The organism is Bacillus sp. AY18-3, from assembly GCF_008042305.1.
Classification (GTDB): Bacteria; Bacillota; Bacilli; order Bacillales; family Bacillaceae_G; genus Bacillus_A; species Bacillus_A wiedmannii.
Map to the genome: position 1 here is coordinate 1 of NZ_QKQR01000026.1, position 14,504 is coordinate 14,504.

At 32.9% G+C, this 14,504-nt stretch carries 18 protein-coding genes and 1 pseudogene; 9 read left to right on the forward strand and 10 right to left on the reverse strand.

Going from position 1 to position 14,504, the window contains the following annotated elements:
- Positions 1–1,016: 1,016 nt before the first annotated feature.
- Together DM800_RS20760 and DM800_RS20765 are read right to left on the reverse strand one after the other, a co-directional pair.
- Positions 1,017–1,217, reverse strand: a complete 201-nt coding sequence (locus DM800_RS20760; protein WP_088094677.1) for a cold-shock protein — start codon at positions 1,215–1,217, stop codon at positions 1,017–1,019.
- A gap of 323 nt (positions 1,218–1,540) precedes the next feature.
- Positions 1,541–1,834 (reverse strand): hypothetical protein, encoded by a 294-nt coding sequence (locus DM800_RS20765; RefSeq protein ID WP_147787494.1) that lies wholly within the window; start codon positions 1,832–1,834, stop codon positions 1,541–1,543.
- Between the two features lie 1,775 nt (positions 1,835–3,609).
- Between DM800_RS20765 and DM800_RS20770 the strand changes: the two genes are divergently transcribed.
- The 3 genes from DM800_RS20770 (at position 3,610) to DM800_RS20780 (ending at position 5,252) form a co-directional block, all read left to right on the forward strand.
- Positions 3,610–4,431, forward strand: a complete 822-nt coding sequence (locus tag DM800_RS20770; RefSeq protein WP_001018640.1) for a ParA family protein — start codon at positions 3,610–3,612, stop codon at positions 4,429–4,431.
- A 1-nt stretch (position 4,432) separates the two neighbouring features.
- Complete coding sequence (locus tag DM800_RS20775) at positions 4,433–4,807, forward strand: hypothetical protein (protein WP_147787495.1); 375 nt, start codon at positions 4,433–4,435, stop codon at positions 4,805–4,807.
- 94 nt (positions 4,808–4,901) lie between these two features.
- Positions 4,902–5,252 (forward strand): hypothetical protein, encoded by a 351-nt coding sequence (locus tag DM800_RS20780; RefSeq protein ID WP_147787496.1) that lies wholly within the window; start codon positions 4,902–4,904, stop codon positions 5,250–5,252.
- A 135-nt stretch (positions 5,253–5,387) separates the two neighbouring features.
- On the opposite strand, the gene DM800_RS20785 is transcribed toward DM800_RS20780, so the two are convergent.
- Positions 5,388–5,690 carry an antibiotic biosynthesis monooxygenase family protein gene (locus DM800_RS20785; RefSeq protein WP_097994670.1) on the reverse strand — a complete coding sequence of 101 codons (303 nt, stop codon included), beginning with the start codon at positions 5,688–5,690 and terminating at the stop codon, positions 5,388–5,390.
- Positions 5,691–6,016: 326 nt separating this feature from the next.
- Here DM800_RS20785 and DM800_RS20790 point away from each other — a divergent pair, with 326 nt between their 5' ends.
- Together DM800_RS20790 and DM800_RS20795 are read left to right on the forward strand one after the other, a co-directional pair.
- Positions 6,017–6,211, forward strand: coding sequence for a helix-turn-helix transcriptional regulator (locus DM800_RS20790; RefSeq protein WP_076542722.1), 195 nt, complete (start codon positions 6,017–6,019; stop codon positions 6,209–6,211).
- Position 6,212: 1 nt separating this feature from the next.
- Entirely contained in the window at positions 6,213–6,683 is a 471-nt protein-coding gene (locus DM800_RS20795) for a DUF3278 domain-containing protein (RefSeq protein ID WP_012260149.1), read from the forward strand.
- A 337-nt stretch (positions 6,684–7,020) separates the two neighbouring features.
- On the opposite strand, the gene DM800_RS20800 is transcribed toward DM800_RS20795, so the two are convergent.
- From DM800_RS20800 to DM800_RS20815, 5 genes and pseudogenes are all read right to left on the reverse strand, one after another.
- Complete coding sequence (locus DM800_RS20800) at positions 7,021–7,587, reverse strand: hypothetical protein (protein WP_147787498.1); 567 nt, start codon at positions 7,585–7,587, stop codon at positions 7,021–7,023.
- A gap of 268 nt (positions 7,588–7,855) precedes the next feature.
- Positions 7,856–7,936 (reverse strand): annotated as a pseudogene (locus DM800_RS30075) (DUF3967 domain-containing protein); the annotation flags it as partial.
- A gap of 271 nt (positions 7,937–8,207) precedes the next feature.
- Positions 8,208–8,573: a hypothetical protein gene (locus DM800_RS20805; protein ID WP_147787499.1), complete on the reverse strand. Its 366-nt coding sequence runs from the start codon at positions 8,571–8,573 to the stop codon at positions 8,208–8,210.
- 259 nt (positions 8,574–8,832) lie between these two features.
- Positions 8,833–9,423 (reverse strand): DUF3967 domain-containing protein, encoded by a 591-nt coding sequence (locus DM800_RS20810; protein WP_147787500.1) that lies wholly within the window; start codon positions 9,421–9,423, stop codon positions 8,833–8,835.
- A gap of 97 nt (positions 9,424–9,520) precedes the next feature.
- Entirely contained in the window at positions 9,521–10,201 is a 681-nt protein-coding gene (locus DM800_RS20815) for an S-layer homology domain-containing protein (protein WP_147787501.1), read from the reverse strand.
- 461 nt (positions 10,202–10,662) lie between these two features.
- Here DM800_RS20815 and DM800_RS29465 point away from each other — a divergent pair, with 461 nt between their 5' ends.
- Genes DM800_RS29465 through DM800_RS20830 form a run of 3 tightly spaced genes read left to right on the forward strand, consistent with a single transcriptional unit; the run spans position 10,663 to position 12,514 of the window.
- A complete protein-coding gene (locus DM800_RS29465; protein ID WP_147787544.1) occupies positions 10,663–11,661 on the forward strand; it encodes a WXG100 family type VII secretion target in 999 nt (332 codons plus the stop codon).
- A gap of 9 nt (positions 11,662–11,670) precedes the next feature.
- Complete coding sequence (locus DM800_RS20825) at positions 11,671–12,204, forward strand: ankyrin repeat domain-containing protein (protein ID WP_147787502.1); 534 nt, start codon at positions 11,671–11,673, stop codon at positions 12,202–12,204.
- Positions 12,182–12,514 (forward strand): DUF2185 domain-containing protein, encoded by a 333-nt coding sequence (locus DM800_RS20830; RefSeq protein WP_147787503.1) that lies wholly within the window; start codon positions 12,182–12,184, stop codon positions 12,512–12,514. Before DM800_RS20825 ends, DM800_RS20830 begins: the two co-directional genes overlap by 23 nt.
- Before the next feature lie 212 nt (positions 12,515–12,726).
- On the opposite strand, the gene DM800_RS20835 is transcribed toward DM800_RS20830, so the two are convergent.
- Both DM800_RS20835 and DM800_RS20840 read right to left on the reverse strand, forming a co-directional pair.
- Positions 12,727–13,494, reverse strand: coding sequence for an N-acetylmuramoyl-L-alanine amidase (locus DM800_RS20835; protein WP_147787504.1), 768 nt, complete (start codon positions 13,492–13,494; stop codon positions 12,727–12,729).
- Positions 13,494–13,919 (reverse strand): phage holin family protein, encoded by a 426-nt coding sequence (locus DM800_RS20840; RefSeq protein ID WP_147787505.1) that lies wholly within the window; start codon positions 13,917–13,919, stop codon positions 13,494–13,496. Before DM800_RS20840 ends, DM800_RS20835 begins: the two co-directional genes overlap by 1 nt.
- 168 nt (positions 13,920–14,087) lie before the next feature.
- Here DM800_RS20840 and DM800_RS20845 point away from each other — a divergent pair, with 168 nt between their 5' ends.
- Positions 14,088–14,405 (forward strand): DUF4834 family protein, encoded by a 318-nt coding sequence (locus DM800_RS20845; protein ID WP_147787506.1) that lies wholly within the window; start codon positions 14,088–14,090, stop codon positions 14,403–14,405.
- Positions 14,406–14,504: the final 99 nt, after the last annotated feature.

Consider the following 14,504-nt stretch of genomic DNA (forward strand, 5'->3'; position numbering starts at 1 on the left):
ACGTATCTCGGCTGTACCCCTATTTGTGCTATAAGAAAAGTTTTATGTAGATCAAGTAGTGGGAGGCACCTTTGGGTGTCTTTTCCTTATGCGTTAAAAACCCCACCTATTTCCGTAGGTGGGCCTTATCTTTATTACACAATACCGAATTATACTCTCATTTTTTTATAAACTTTATGCAATTATACATATCTGTAAAAAATACACCAAATAAATATTACATATAGTAAAATAAAAAATGTGGATACATTCTATAAAGCAGATTCTTTTGAAAGGCGTAACATATCGAGCATTATAGAAGGTGTGGCGTCACTCTAATACTAATCTTAAATCTCTTGTACTTTGTTAACTAACAATCTGGTGTATATAGACGATTCTGTTTTATAGGATGTGTTTACACGTATAACAAAGGGGAATACGGATAGGTTTATACTAAATGAACGTGGTTCAAGTCGGAGGAAGGCACCTTAAGGTGTCTTTTTTTATGGAGTAGAATTATGAAAATGCAGATTTACCAAGCTAAGAGTAAGCAAGATTTTATACAGTTTTTTGGCTAATCCGATAACAAACAATAACCCTCAAATCGCACCAGGATAGGAATGTATAAAAAAATACATAGATCCATAGAACAAAAAAAGAAGGTTCCCTTGTGAGAATAGGATTCCCCCTTTTCCTTGCTACCGATGATTGTGTGTTATGTGAACTAGATTTGTATGAGATATACAATCAAAGTTATTTTCCATTTTCATTCTTATTTTGAAATAGATGCACAATCAAAAGTCCGCCAACAAATAAGATTGGAAATCCTACGACTATATATAATCCGTTTTTTGGTATTCCTAATATAATTGTAAGATAACTAAAAGAAAAAGCCCATAATGCTAAAATTATGATTTCTAACATCTTCTTTTTTTATTAAAAGTTAAGCACCCCAAATCCCCTTAAAAAAGTTGTATTCGGAATATTGGAACAAAATCAAAAAAAGACCCTACAAGAGGGTCTTTCATCAGCTAATATTAAGCTTTTTGAACATTAGTAGCTTGTAGGCCACGTTGTCCTTGTTCTACTTCAAACGTTACACTTTGTCCTTCGTCTAAAGATTTGAAACCGTCGATTTGGATAGCTGAGAAATGTACGAATACGTCTTCTCCACCTTCACGCTCGATGAATCCAAAACCTTTGTCTGCATTAAACCATTTTACTTTACCTTGTTCCATAATTGTTGCCTCCTAGTGTGGATACCCACACATATGTTACTACCCTTGCTCAAATACCTTAGACGAAAAACAAAATTTATTCTTAATCTCAAACCGAACAAAAATAGGTCTTTCTTAAATTAACATACTTTCTAAAAAATAGCAAATTTCAAAAATAAGTCCTTATGGTAATTAGCCACTAATAGTGGTTGCTGGAGAAAAAGTCACTATGATAGTCATCACAGCAAGAAGTTGCCAAAGGATCTCGACAATATCATTAGTTTGATTTTTTTCAGACATTCGACAACTGATAAAATTAGACTTAAGCTGTCCATATGGACAGCTTAAGGAGTCATAACAAAACCACATTTTGGTGGCCATCCAGTTGTCGGATTTGTAGTTGATCCAGGAGACGACCAAGAACTAGGACACGTTACACCTAAATATTCTAGACCTACCATATCAAGAAATGAAACTATACCAGGCTGACCATTCTCCAATATACTAACCTCACCCGTACCTGTAACAGAAATTAGTTGAAAAATATGATCTCTTCCTCCCCAATACGATTTAAAACAATGGCCTGCTCTACCTAAATTTATTTGATTTTGAATAGCAAGTATTGAAATCTGCCCCATTAATACACTACCACCCGGAGTCATTTGACTAGGATGATGAGGTCTATAGTCATTATAATAATAAAAAGGATTTTCATTATACATTTTTATCACTCCTTTTTTACAACATAATTTAGACTATGACCTCAAATTCTTCGTTGGTACATTAGGACAAAAGTTTAAATGCCTATTTTAAAGCCCTTTTTATAAACTTATTTCATACTGTAAAAACTAAAATTTCACGTACTATATCTGATTGATAAAACCTAATTCAGTAATAAGGCCTATTCCATCATCTGTCCCCTTATCCTCTAACCAAGTAAGTAATAAATCTCTTATATATTCCTCTATCTTAGTGAGTAATTCCACCAGGTCTTAAACAATCTCATATTTTTTATTTATTCTTCATAATTAAGCTTGACTGAAGGTTTTGAGGGTTTTTATCATGTAGGAACGATTAAGGAAAACGGCTGGAAGGCAGATTTATCCCCTACTTTGAAAAACTACAAAAAAAGTAATCAATCAAAATAGATGGATAAGTGTCTTGTTTTCGCCATGCGGTCACTTATAAGGTATCCGTATGTATAGACCCTGTTCACTCAGCGATCTTCACCGCATACATCCTTTTACTATGGCTTGTCCTTGTAATATCGTCCCTACACGACAAACTGAATGTACTCCCTAGCACCGTAATGCTAACGATAACCACCCGAACCTTTTAGAGAATCGTCCCTGGGCAAGTTCTCGCCCTCCCTCACCAGAAGAACAGGATTCCAATGAGGGGTGCTGTTTTTGTAGGCGTATACTCTGTACCCCCTGCACGACCAACAGCTAGCCACGCCGTAATACGTTCCTCCTATATGTATAGCAGCACGGAATTACGGCTTATCAGTTTTTATTTACGTGGTTTCAGGCAATTCCACGCGAACCAAAACAAAAAGGCACCTCCAAATCCTAAATGGCCTGTACATTCACAAGACTTCTAGGTTTAGAGATGCCCTATTTATATCTTTTGGATTATTAAATAATCAAAACTAGTATTTACTAGTTGATATTTATCCAAACAATGATAAAATGGGTATATCAAAGAAGCCTCGTGAAAAGGCATAGTTGTTTAAGGATAGTGTTGGTGCACTACTTAAACGTTAATACTGTGGGTTAATACAGTTCATTCTAGTAAGTGTTGGTAGCAATTACTAGAACTGAGTCATTCCCGCTAAAGGTTGGTAGCCGTTAGCATATGGGAGTGGCTTTTTGTTTTGTGTTCATATTCAATTGTTTTTAATTTATCTCATCAATCTTCATGATCTTCATTTATGTAAAATATCAAATTGTGTTTTGTTTTGTAGAATGTTGCTTGTTGTGTACTACGTTACAACAAGCATTATCCTTTGTAAACAGCGAATTTGCTTACTTTTTTAATAATATCCCTATTTCCCTATTTCCCTATTTCCACTTATAGATATAGGGATATTTCCCCTTTTCCCTATATCTATATTTCCCTATTTTCTTTGTTTTTGCGTCTACTAACTTCTCTACGAAATTACATATTTATTTCTTAATTCTCTCTACCTCATACATTAAAAGAATCTTTTGATACCAACGTTTTTTGTTATTAATTACTAACTCTATGATTCTATTGCATAACCCAAATATCATTGTTATAATTTCTTTAAAGATATAGAAATATCCCTATTTCTATAGTTAGAAATATCCCTATTTCCCTATTTCTATTTTTCCCTATTTCTATAAAGGGATATAGGGAAATTTCAAAAACTATAACTGGAGTGTTAAAAATGGCTATTACAATTACGGTAGGTAATTACAAAGGTGGAGTCGGTAAAACCACAAATGCTGTATTGAACTCTTATGAATTTGCTAAAAAGGGCAAGCGTACATTACTTGTTGACCTTGATCCACAAAGTAACGCAACAAAATCTCTGATGCTAACAAAATCCATTCTTAATCCTGATGAAATTGTTACTGTTGAAAAAACATTAATGAAAGGAATACAAGAGGGAAACCTAGACGGCTTAGAAGTGGAAATTATGGAGAATTTACATTTACTACCTTCTTATGTTGATTTTCAGGACTTCGCCAAATTCCTTTATAAAAATTGTTCTTCGGAAGCTGAAGAAGATCATTACTTTAAGGGATTACTTGAAAAGATAAAGCATAAATACGACTACATATTTATCGACGTACCTCCTATGTCGCTAGAAGTTACAAAAAATGCAGTTGTAGCTTCTGATTATGTTCTAATTGCTTTGCAAACACAAGAACGTTCTCTTACTGGTGCCGAGAACTATATTAATGAACTTATCAAGTTAAAAGAACAATATGATCTTGATATTGAAGTAGTTGGCGTTCTTCCTGTCCTATTAAAAAACAACGGTAAAGTGGACGAATACATCATGGAAAATGCTCGTGAAATATTTGGAGAAGAAAACCTATTTAAAAACATCGTCCCTCAAATGGAACGTATTAAAAGATTTGATGTGAATGGTATCACTGAAAAAGATAGACATGATATGAATGTAATTGAACTATACGAAACGATTAGTGATGAATTATTGTCACGTATTGATATGTTCGAAAAAATGAAGGTTGGTGTGTAAAATGGCTAGAACTCCTGGTTTGCTAGGTAGAAAGAAAAGCAACTTTGAACCTACTGAACCCTATGTACCAGAGCAAGGACAAGCTGTAGTGGAAAATAACGAGGTTCCAGCTACTCCTTCTCAACCTAAGACTGAAGAAAAACAAGTAACTCGAAAAGAAAAAAGAAACGAAAAAACTGAACCAAAAAAGAAATTTAAAAATCAGCAAGGTAGTATTAAAATTTCTAATCAATCAAAAGAAGAACTTGAAGTATTAATGAAACTTACAAATACAAAATTCACTTATGAAATCATCGACTTACTTATAGATCGTTATGTAGAAAACGAGCTGACACCTGAGCAGAAAAGGAAATTCAAGCTCTTAACAGAGATGTGAAAAATATAGAAATAGGGATATTTCTATATTCTCTTTATGTAGCAAGCAAAAAAGTTTTAACAGTTTAAGAAAAAACTAAATAGGAGTGGTACCTTTGGAAAATGAAAGTAAATCTTTTTTAGTAACTGTGACACCTATTACCGATAGTTCATCTTTAACTATTCAAAGTGATCAGACTAACACAAAAAAGGAAATACAGACACCAGAGACACCAGATAAACGTTTAGTCCCATCTAAAACAGCAAAACTTTCACCTGCTGTTTTGCTAAAGCTAAATACTCTTAAACCATTTATACAGGAACAAGAAGGTATGGATAAAACATCAATTAACAACATCATTGACATGCTAGTTGAGCATTATGTAGATTCCCAACTAGTCAACCGACATTCTAAAGCATATAAAGATATGTACAAACGCCTTTACGAGACGTTAGAAAATAAATAAAGAAAAAAGAAGTATCCCTATTTCTCACTAAGGATACTTCTTTTTTATGCCACCTCTTACAAGAACCACCATTAGCTTATTTACATACTTTTCGTTATTGGAAGCTACTTTTCAAGTATTAATAGACGGTCAAGTTCAGTTTTGTGATAACTCCACACGCTCAAAGTGTTCAACTGTTGGAAATGGATCATAAAAGTGATGCAATAATGCTTTCCACTCTTGATATTGTTCAGATTGACGAAATCCTATTGTGTGGTCTTCTAAAGTTTCCCATTGCACAATGAGCAAATATTTTCCTTTCTGCTCCATACAACGTTGTAATTCATGATTTATGTATCCTTGCATGGAAGAGATGATTGAGGATGCTTGCTTAAATACTGATTCATACTCCGTCTCCATACCGTCTTTTATTTGCAACATGACTGCTTCTAAAATCATTTTAAAGTCCTCCTCTTCTTATCGTCACCAGAACCGCCACCACGGCTTTTTCTTCTCTTTCGCAGCTGTAGTCTCTGAATGGTGCTCCTTCATTAATATCATTCTTTTTCTTTTAATCTATTAGTTTAATCCAATTTTTAATCACTCTAACAGCATAGTCTCTATGCACTCTTTTTCAAATTCATTTTATAGTAAACGATATATATACCTGATGTCCAAATAGAATGTAATTGACTTATTAAAAAATTAAATGTAATATATAACTAACAAAAAGAAATATATAAATAACATTTAGTTACATATATATTTCTAAGGAAGGTGGTTTAATGAAAAACAAGATAAAATTGGCACGAATTGAAAAATCCTTAACACAGGAACAATTAGCTCTTCAAGTTAAAGTAGCTAGACAAACAATCGGTTTAATTGAAAAAGGTAAATATAATCCAAGTTTACAACTCTGTTTAGCAATTGCTAAAGCGTTAGACAAAACATTAAATGATTTATTCTGGGAGGTTGAATAACGTGATAAAATCATGGTTATCTATTTTATTACCAAAGGATGAATATAAAAAACAAAAAACACTTTACTTTTTAGCTGAAGCCTCAATAATTCTGTTCATTACTCTTATAATTTTATTCAGTATCCACCGAATTTTCCCTAATTTAGAACCTAATCCTGAAATATCTATAGGAATGAGTATTTCTATTTTTGTGATATATATATTCACTAGATATATACTTTCGGGAATTGAATATACAAATATCACAACAGAACAGGAATTTAAAAAAGAGAAAAATCGTATTAGTTTAAATTCATTAAAATTTATTTTAGTATTTTTTATAGCATACTCACTCATAATTGGTATCCCAAAAACACAATCACAATGGATTGACCTTGTTATCCTTATATTACTAAGTGGAATTTTCATGTTTTCATTAGGATATGTATCCTTAAGACGATCATATAAAAAGAATAAAGATTTACTAGATTAGAACAAAAATTATTTAGAAGAGTTTTTTGTTCTATCCTAAAAACAATCATATAAAAAGAATAAAGATTTACTAGATTAGAACAAAAAACTCTTCTTATTTAGAAGAGTTTTTTGTTCTAATCTAGTAATAATCTTATGAAATTATTACTTTTTCGATAAAAATTTATTAACGATAAACATAAACAATGTCATTAATACAGAGACTCCCAACATGTCTATAAAAGTTACATCTGCATCTACTTTAATTCCTCTGTAATATATATATTGCAATAACAGAGCAATAGGAAAAATATAAAAAATACTGTTCCTTTTCATCTCAAGTTAAAACCTCACATTTTTTATTTTCCGATACATGAAGTTCCGTACCAAGCTAGACTAGCTGCAAAGCCTACAATTCCACCTTTAATTGCGTTTTTCCCTACTACTTTAGCTAATTCAATAGCTAATTGTTGCCAAGCTTGTCTTTCAATAAGCTTCCACATTCCACCACTAATAAATCCAATTCCTGTAGCATCAATAATTTTATTACCTACACAAGAAGACCAAGAATATTGAATACCACCTTTATCGATTTTTCCTGTTGGTGAATTTGGAAGCCCACGTAAATTATTTGTGGATACTTCTTCTCCATTAGCAAAGTTAACAAAAGTAGTGATAGCTAATACATTTTCTTGACCAAATTTATCAGCTATTTTCTTTTCATCTACTACATACTTCCCATTTTCAATAGTAGATGCTTCTTCAAATACAAATTGAATATCTGCTGCTAATTGTTTCATTTCAGCAGATTCTTGATTAACTTCTACCGGATTAATAGATTCAGCTGCAAATGAAGTACTTGAAATACCACCTACTAATAACATCGTTGCTAAAGCTCCAGATAAAATTTTCTTAGTTTTTTTCAACGTCTTTTCCCCCTAGAATCGTTTTATAAAATTCTAATATTTTAGATTTTTTGGAATAGAATATTAGAATGTTTGACAGTTAAAATTTAACATATAATCCAAAGTTATGTTATTGATAAAGTTTCTTCTCAATATTCTTAATATTTAAATTACTTTAAATTCAACTTATAAAATTACCTTCATATATACCATGAAAAAAATAAAAGGGAAAAGCATTATATATCGCTTCTCCCTTTTATTTCATAAACAAAGTACTTATACATCGTTGCTACCAAAACCTCCACCACGGTTTCTTCTTCTCTTTTGCAGCAGCAACCTCATCCCGAAATCCCTGCATCATTATCTTTGTTAAAAATTATGAGCTTATTGATGAAATATTAGATTACTACATTGCTAATAAAGTGAATGCACATGAGCAGAACATTCTAACTGACATAGTTTCTGACAGAAAATAAGCCCTACTTTTTTGTAGGGCTTCTCGTTTTTTCGTTTTGAGAACGCTATAAAATCCTTAAGTTGATGGGCATGGGGTACCCACCAGCATTTTTGAAAAAAACCACGCTAAGCAAAAAAACGGCAATTTTATTATCTATTTAAGCTGAAAAGATATAAAAAACAAATTATTCTTTATACCTATTTACGGATTTCCAATCGTGACTCCCCTTTTTTTGATAATATGTAAAGTTAAAAGGATAAGGTACTTCATTACCATCACTTGTTTTGGAATTAGTTAAAACTCTCAATTCGACAGTCCTCACATCACTATCAGGTGAATCCAGCTTACTATCAGATATAACCTGAACTCCCTCAATTTTATAACTAACTATTGTCTCTTTTTTAATTTCCTGTTCTAATGATTGTTTAGCCTGCTTCTTCGCATCACTTTCAATCTCCTGGAATTCGCCTCCAAATAATCCTAATATCGTTTTAAATACGAAACCAATTACAAAAAAAAATCCAATTGCCTTCCAAATTTTCTTATTCAACATGTTTTCTCCATTCACTTTTTAATATTTAATTCATTTTTTACCATATTTTGTTTGCCATCTATTACATTTTAGTATTAATATATAACGTAGTAAAGTTGAATAAAGCAAAAAAATACATGAAAATAGTAAAAAAACGTTTCTATGATTCCTTCTAACACACTATTGCCTAATTATTAATATCAAAAAAGTGGATCCCTACTCTAACTAGGGATCCACTTTTTTCTATAACTCTATTTTGCCGTGCATCTTCCTGCTCTCACCAGAACTTCCACCACGGCTTTTGCTTCTCTTTCGCAGCAGCAACCTCATCCCGAAATTCCTGCATCAACCTCTTCGTTTCCTGCATCTCACGCAGCGTTTTCATAAGCGTCTCATCCCGCGCTTCCAATCGTTTTTCCACTCGCTCATTATGCGCTTCTACACTCGCTTTGATTACCTCGTTACTTTGCTTCGCCTGCTCACTTAATCGCTTCTCCATTGCCAACATACCCTGTTTCATTTCTTGCGCCATAACACCGTACTGCTGCTGAAGTTGTTCTTGAATGTGGAATGGTATTAGGTCTATTTCCTTTGGCTCTTCTTTAATTAAACCTGGATTAACCTTTTCTATTTGCTGTGCTATTATCTTCGCTGCCTTTTCTAGCGTCATACCGTCATGCTTACTAATCTCAATTAATTTCTCAATCACCATAACGTCATGCTCTGTGTATTGGCGTCTGCCGCGATTATCTTTCTTTACTGCAAATCCTTCACGTGATAATACTTCCATGTACTTTCTAAGGGTGCTATCGGATATTCCTAGTCGTTTGTATACTTCACTAGCAGAATAAACAATTTCGTCCGTCATAACGTCACAACACCTCCTAGTGACAGTATTCCATGATGTTTTATAAATTCCTGCAAATAAAAAACCGACTCATAAGAGTCAGTCTTTTAATTATTTTTTACTTAGCATTATCTCGTAGATCTTTGATGGACATTGGAATAGTTCTATATAGAAATGCTGCTAATTGTTCACGCGTAATTGTACCGTCTGGATTAAAGTTATTATTACCTACACCACCAGTAATACCATTACTATATAAAATTTCTACGGCTTCATTAGCCCAGTGTCCTTGCATATCATTAAATTGATGATCAAACTTCTTGTTTAACCAAAAAGCGTTTACGAAAGTTTGAGCAAGTTCTGCTCGGGTTACGATTCTTTTTGGATTAAAATGACCATTAAATTCGTAAGAGAAAATTCCACTTTTATATCCTGCTGCAATTTCCTTTTTAAACATTGAATCATTTATATCATTGAAAGGAAGCGGCTGTGACATATCATAATCGGGAATTTCTACCGTTCTATATAAGAATGCCGCTAATTCTTCACGCGTTATTTTTTCTACAGCTCCAAAATAACCATTGTGGTATCCCAACATTATATTGTGGTCAACCATGTAGTTAATTTCATTATATGCCCAATGCCAATCGGGCACATCTATAAATTTACTAGTTTGAGCACTCGCTGCTTGTATTCCCTGATTTGTGATAGTACCTGATGTCTCAGCCATAGAGTTATTCGCAAAAAAAGTTGTACCAAATACCGCTGCACATACACCAGAAATTATTATTTTTTTCATTACTATTCTCTCCCCTTAATTTTAAACGTCAATAATATCATTCCAAGAATCATTATATAACTATTTTTAAATTAGTAAAAGAAGGAATTTTTTTGATTTTTATTCCAATAATAAATCCGTTAATAGAATTAAATAGCCTTAGCAATCTCAACAAGCAACCTCATAAATAACGGAATCATTTGGACTACAATATAACCAATCCCTGCCCTTGAAATGAGGGAAAATCCCCGTTCCTGGCTACCAACCATAATAAATAGCTCACCGCATAACGCTACAACGGATGCATTTTATAATAATATGACGTTGAAATTTATCGATATTATTGGTGTAAAATAAAAAATCACCTAATAGGGAGGATTTTATTTATTTCACATAAATATTATTATACTAATCTAAAGTTTCTGTATTTACATTTTTTTCTTTTTATCTCATAATTTTAATTGGGGAAAGGGAGGAAAAAAATGGTTCAAATCAAAGTAACACCTGAAATGCTAGAAGACGTCGCTAATCGTGCAAATAATACCAGAATCGCATTAGAATCTATACATAATAATCTATGTAATGAAATAGATCGTTTATGTTTTCAATGGATTGGTGCCTCTAATCAACAATTCGTTCAAATGTTCAACGATGCGAGACCAAAAGCTTTTACATCTATCAATTCGATTATAAAAGTGGAAGAGGATTTGAAACGAATTGCCGAAAAATTCCGTAATGCGGATGATCAAGATGTTACAATGGAAGAAGGTGCAATGTGTGGTAAGCCTTCTTCGGAGGAAAAAGGATTTGATGGTAAAAAATTAGCTAGGGATATAGCGGGTGAAATAAGTGGTGAGTATGATGTTCGTCGTGTTTGGGATGGTATTGATCCATCTACTGGCGAAAAACTTTCGGGGTGGGAACGCGCTGGGGCAGGTGTCATGGCTGTAGCCGGCCTTACACCCTTTGGAAAGATAGCTAAAGTAGGAAAAGGAGTTAAAATGACTGCTAAGGCTACTGAGGCTGTAAATACAGCTAAAAAAGTACCTGTTGGAGGAGCCAATGTAGTTAAGGGTACGGATAAAGATGTTGCCAAAAAGGTCATTGCAAAAGATGGATCTGTTACTATTAAAGGTGAAGGGGATATTACTGAAGTTATAGATAATAGACCTTATTTAGAACCTAAAAATAGACCATCCTTTAGAAAGAAAGTACCAGAAGTAACTTTTGAGAATGCAAAAGGGCCAGATGGATTGGTGCGAGATCCACTCTATCCAGAAAAAATAATTGAGTGGAAACCTGGTCAACCTAGAAAAAATGTTTGGGACATGGGGCACCTTCCAGAACACAAATATTCTGATATGCATAAGAGATATTTAAACGGTGAGTTAACACCAAAAGAGTTCAGGGATTGGTTCAATAATCCAGATAACTATCGTCCTGAATTACCTAGTACTAATAGAAGCCATAAATTAGAATAATTAAAAGGGGTGTTGACAATAAAAATTGATTTAATTGCAAAATTAAAAAATACAAGTGAATTTATGAAAGTATACAAAGATGGTGATGAAAAAAATGTATTTGATGGAAAAAGTTTGATATTCTTTTCGTTGTCAAATACTGACTTATCTTCACGCTATGAAATCAGTAATTTCTTATTAGATAAAAATATTGATGTATTATGTAAAAATAGGGAAGATGAGACCGTATTGCATGTTTTATTAGGGCAACGAAAAAATGATATTGAAAAAACTTATAGATTATGTGAAAGACTCATAGAAAAAGGTGTTAATATTAATGAAAAAGATGGAAAGGGTCAAGTTGCACTAATTTATATAATTCGATTGAACAAATCAGATGAAGAATTAGAAAAGTTATATAATTTGTGGTTTTCTCAACCAAACTTAGATTTAACTTCTAAAGATAGTACAGGATTTTCAGCTATTGAATACGCTAGAAAATTCCCATATAGATCAAGTTTAATCGAAAGGATGGAAAAATATGAATCAAAAAGAGCCTATTGAATTTATTGAAAAAGCTGGGGCCTGTATTGTTTCAAAAAATATAATAAATGAAACAGGAAAATTGAAATGGATATTGAGAGAGCAATCAATAGATGCGGTAGATAATGGTTGGAGATTTTTTTCAGAAATTGATGATGATGATTACATTAATAATCCTGATAATTTAGTAGTATGTGATTTTAATACTGTAGCAAATATTGAACCGGCCATTCTGGGAATATACGAACTACCAATAGGTAGTGATTTACAATTAGTTTCTGAAAATGGAAAAATAAGATTTTTTGATAATTTAACTGGTAAAGAAGTTTGATGAGAATACGAAAATCTAAAGACAACAAGGTAAAATGGTTGGAGGAGATTTAAATTTACCAAGTGTGAGTTCATTAAATATCTTCCATCTGAATCACCAGAAAAAATTTGGAAAATGTATTTTCATAAAAAAGAGCCGATTCCACTACAGGAAACGGCTCTTTTCCTTACTTCACATACACATAGGCTTCACTTGCTATAATATAGTATATTTTACTTAACTTCATACCACCAACCTTTACGGTCAAGATATTCTTTCAGTGCTTTTAATTGTGCATCTGATGTTGGATCGGAAATGAAATATGTTAATCCATCAGGTTGCAAAATGAATTTAGCGGTCATTTTTAAGGATGTTAACGCCCCTGTAACATCAGGAGTTTCGTAAGGAGAAAAGGCACCTGATTGGATGATATTTTGTTTAGATGGCGTAGTAGGTTGATTTGTACCGGATGATTGAATGGATCTACCTACAATTACTTCAGCTACTGCTTTAGCTGCTTTATCGAAATTAGCACGGTACTTTTGCATATCTGTTTCATTATCATTAAAGCAAATCTCTGGTAATAGTCCAGTTTTAGTTTTATTAATCCATCCTAAATCAGTAGAAAATTTAATTCCTCTATCTCTTAATCCAAAAGCATCAGCCATTGCTTTCGAAATCTTTGCTGCTAGTTCTCTATTTCCATATGAAGGATGTAACCAAACTTCACATCCTGTACCTCCTGGAGTAGCGTTTAAATGAAACTGACAATCTACTGTACTTTCTTTAACACGCAAATGATTATTGGCCGCATTATTCCAAACATCATATTTCGTCGTTCCTACTTCATCAGAACAGTTAACATATTCCCACCCTGCTAATTGTACATAATTAGCAACGGCATCTAAGAATTTTCTATCTTCCACATGTTCGATTCCGAATTGACTATTTGCACCTGGCACAATTTTGTTATGACCACCTGAACCTGCAAATTTACCCATTATTCAACCTCTCCTTTTCTTTCTACTTGTTTTTGCTTACCACCTAAAATTTCAATTGCATTTGTTAATGCTGAAGGTAAAGGGATTCCCATACGCCCCGCATTTTCTAAAAGAGATAGCAACTCATTCCCGATAAAGAAGAAGATTGTCGCTTCACGAATAGCGCTATTACTTCCAAACGCTGAATCTAACTGTGCTGCCACTCCAACCAAAAGAAAAAGCACCACCTTTTTGGCGATGCCTTTGAAACCGACTTTACTTTTCAACTCTCCGTTATAACCTGCTGCGAATACTCCTGTGATATAGTCGATAGCTGCCATGATAACTAGAACTTTCAATGTTGTATCCCATCCTCCCAAAAAGTACCCACAAAAAGCCCCGAAGGTAGCTATAAATGTTTTCATTAATACATCAATACGATCCATCTTTTCACTCCTTTTCTAAAAAATAAAAAAAGTATGCTATAAGCACACTTTGGATTGTTGTAAAAGCTGTATTTTATTCAGAATGATTTTATTATTATTTATTTTCACCGAAATGTTTTATTATACTGTATTCTTTGTTATCGTGTTAAGTAGAAAGCAGGTATTCATATGAAAGAGATAATTGATTTATTATTAATTTTCTTTTTCTTCCTTCTAATTGTCTTCATTGCATGTTTTATATTACAAGTATTCATGAAGATTTTTGGCAGGAAGAAAAAACCTAACAAATCTATTGAAAAAGAATTAAAAAATCATTCCTCAACACAAGAAAATAGTAATCAGAACGATCCAGGAACAAATGCTAATGATGCTGAAGCAAATTGGACGAATGCCGTGATGACAACCGCATTTATTACAGCATCTATAAAAAGCGCTCATGATCATTCAGACGGTAATAATCATGACGACGTGGATTCACAGGATTAATTTAACTTAGTGATTTAATTGACATTAAGAGTAACGTTTTTTAAATCACTTTTTATTAATCTTAATCCTTAGTTCTTTTACAAAGATAACTTACTCCAC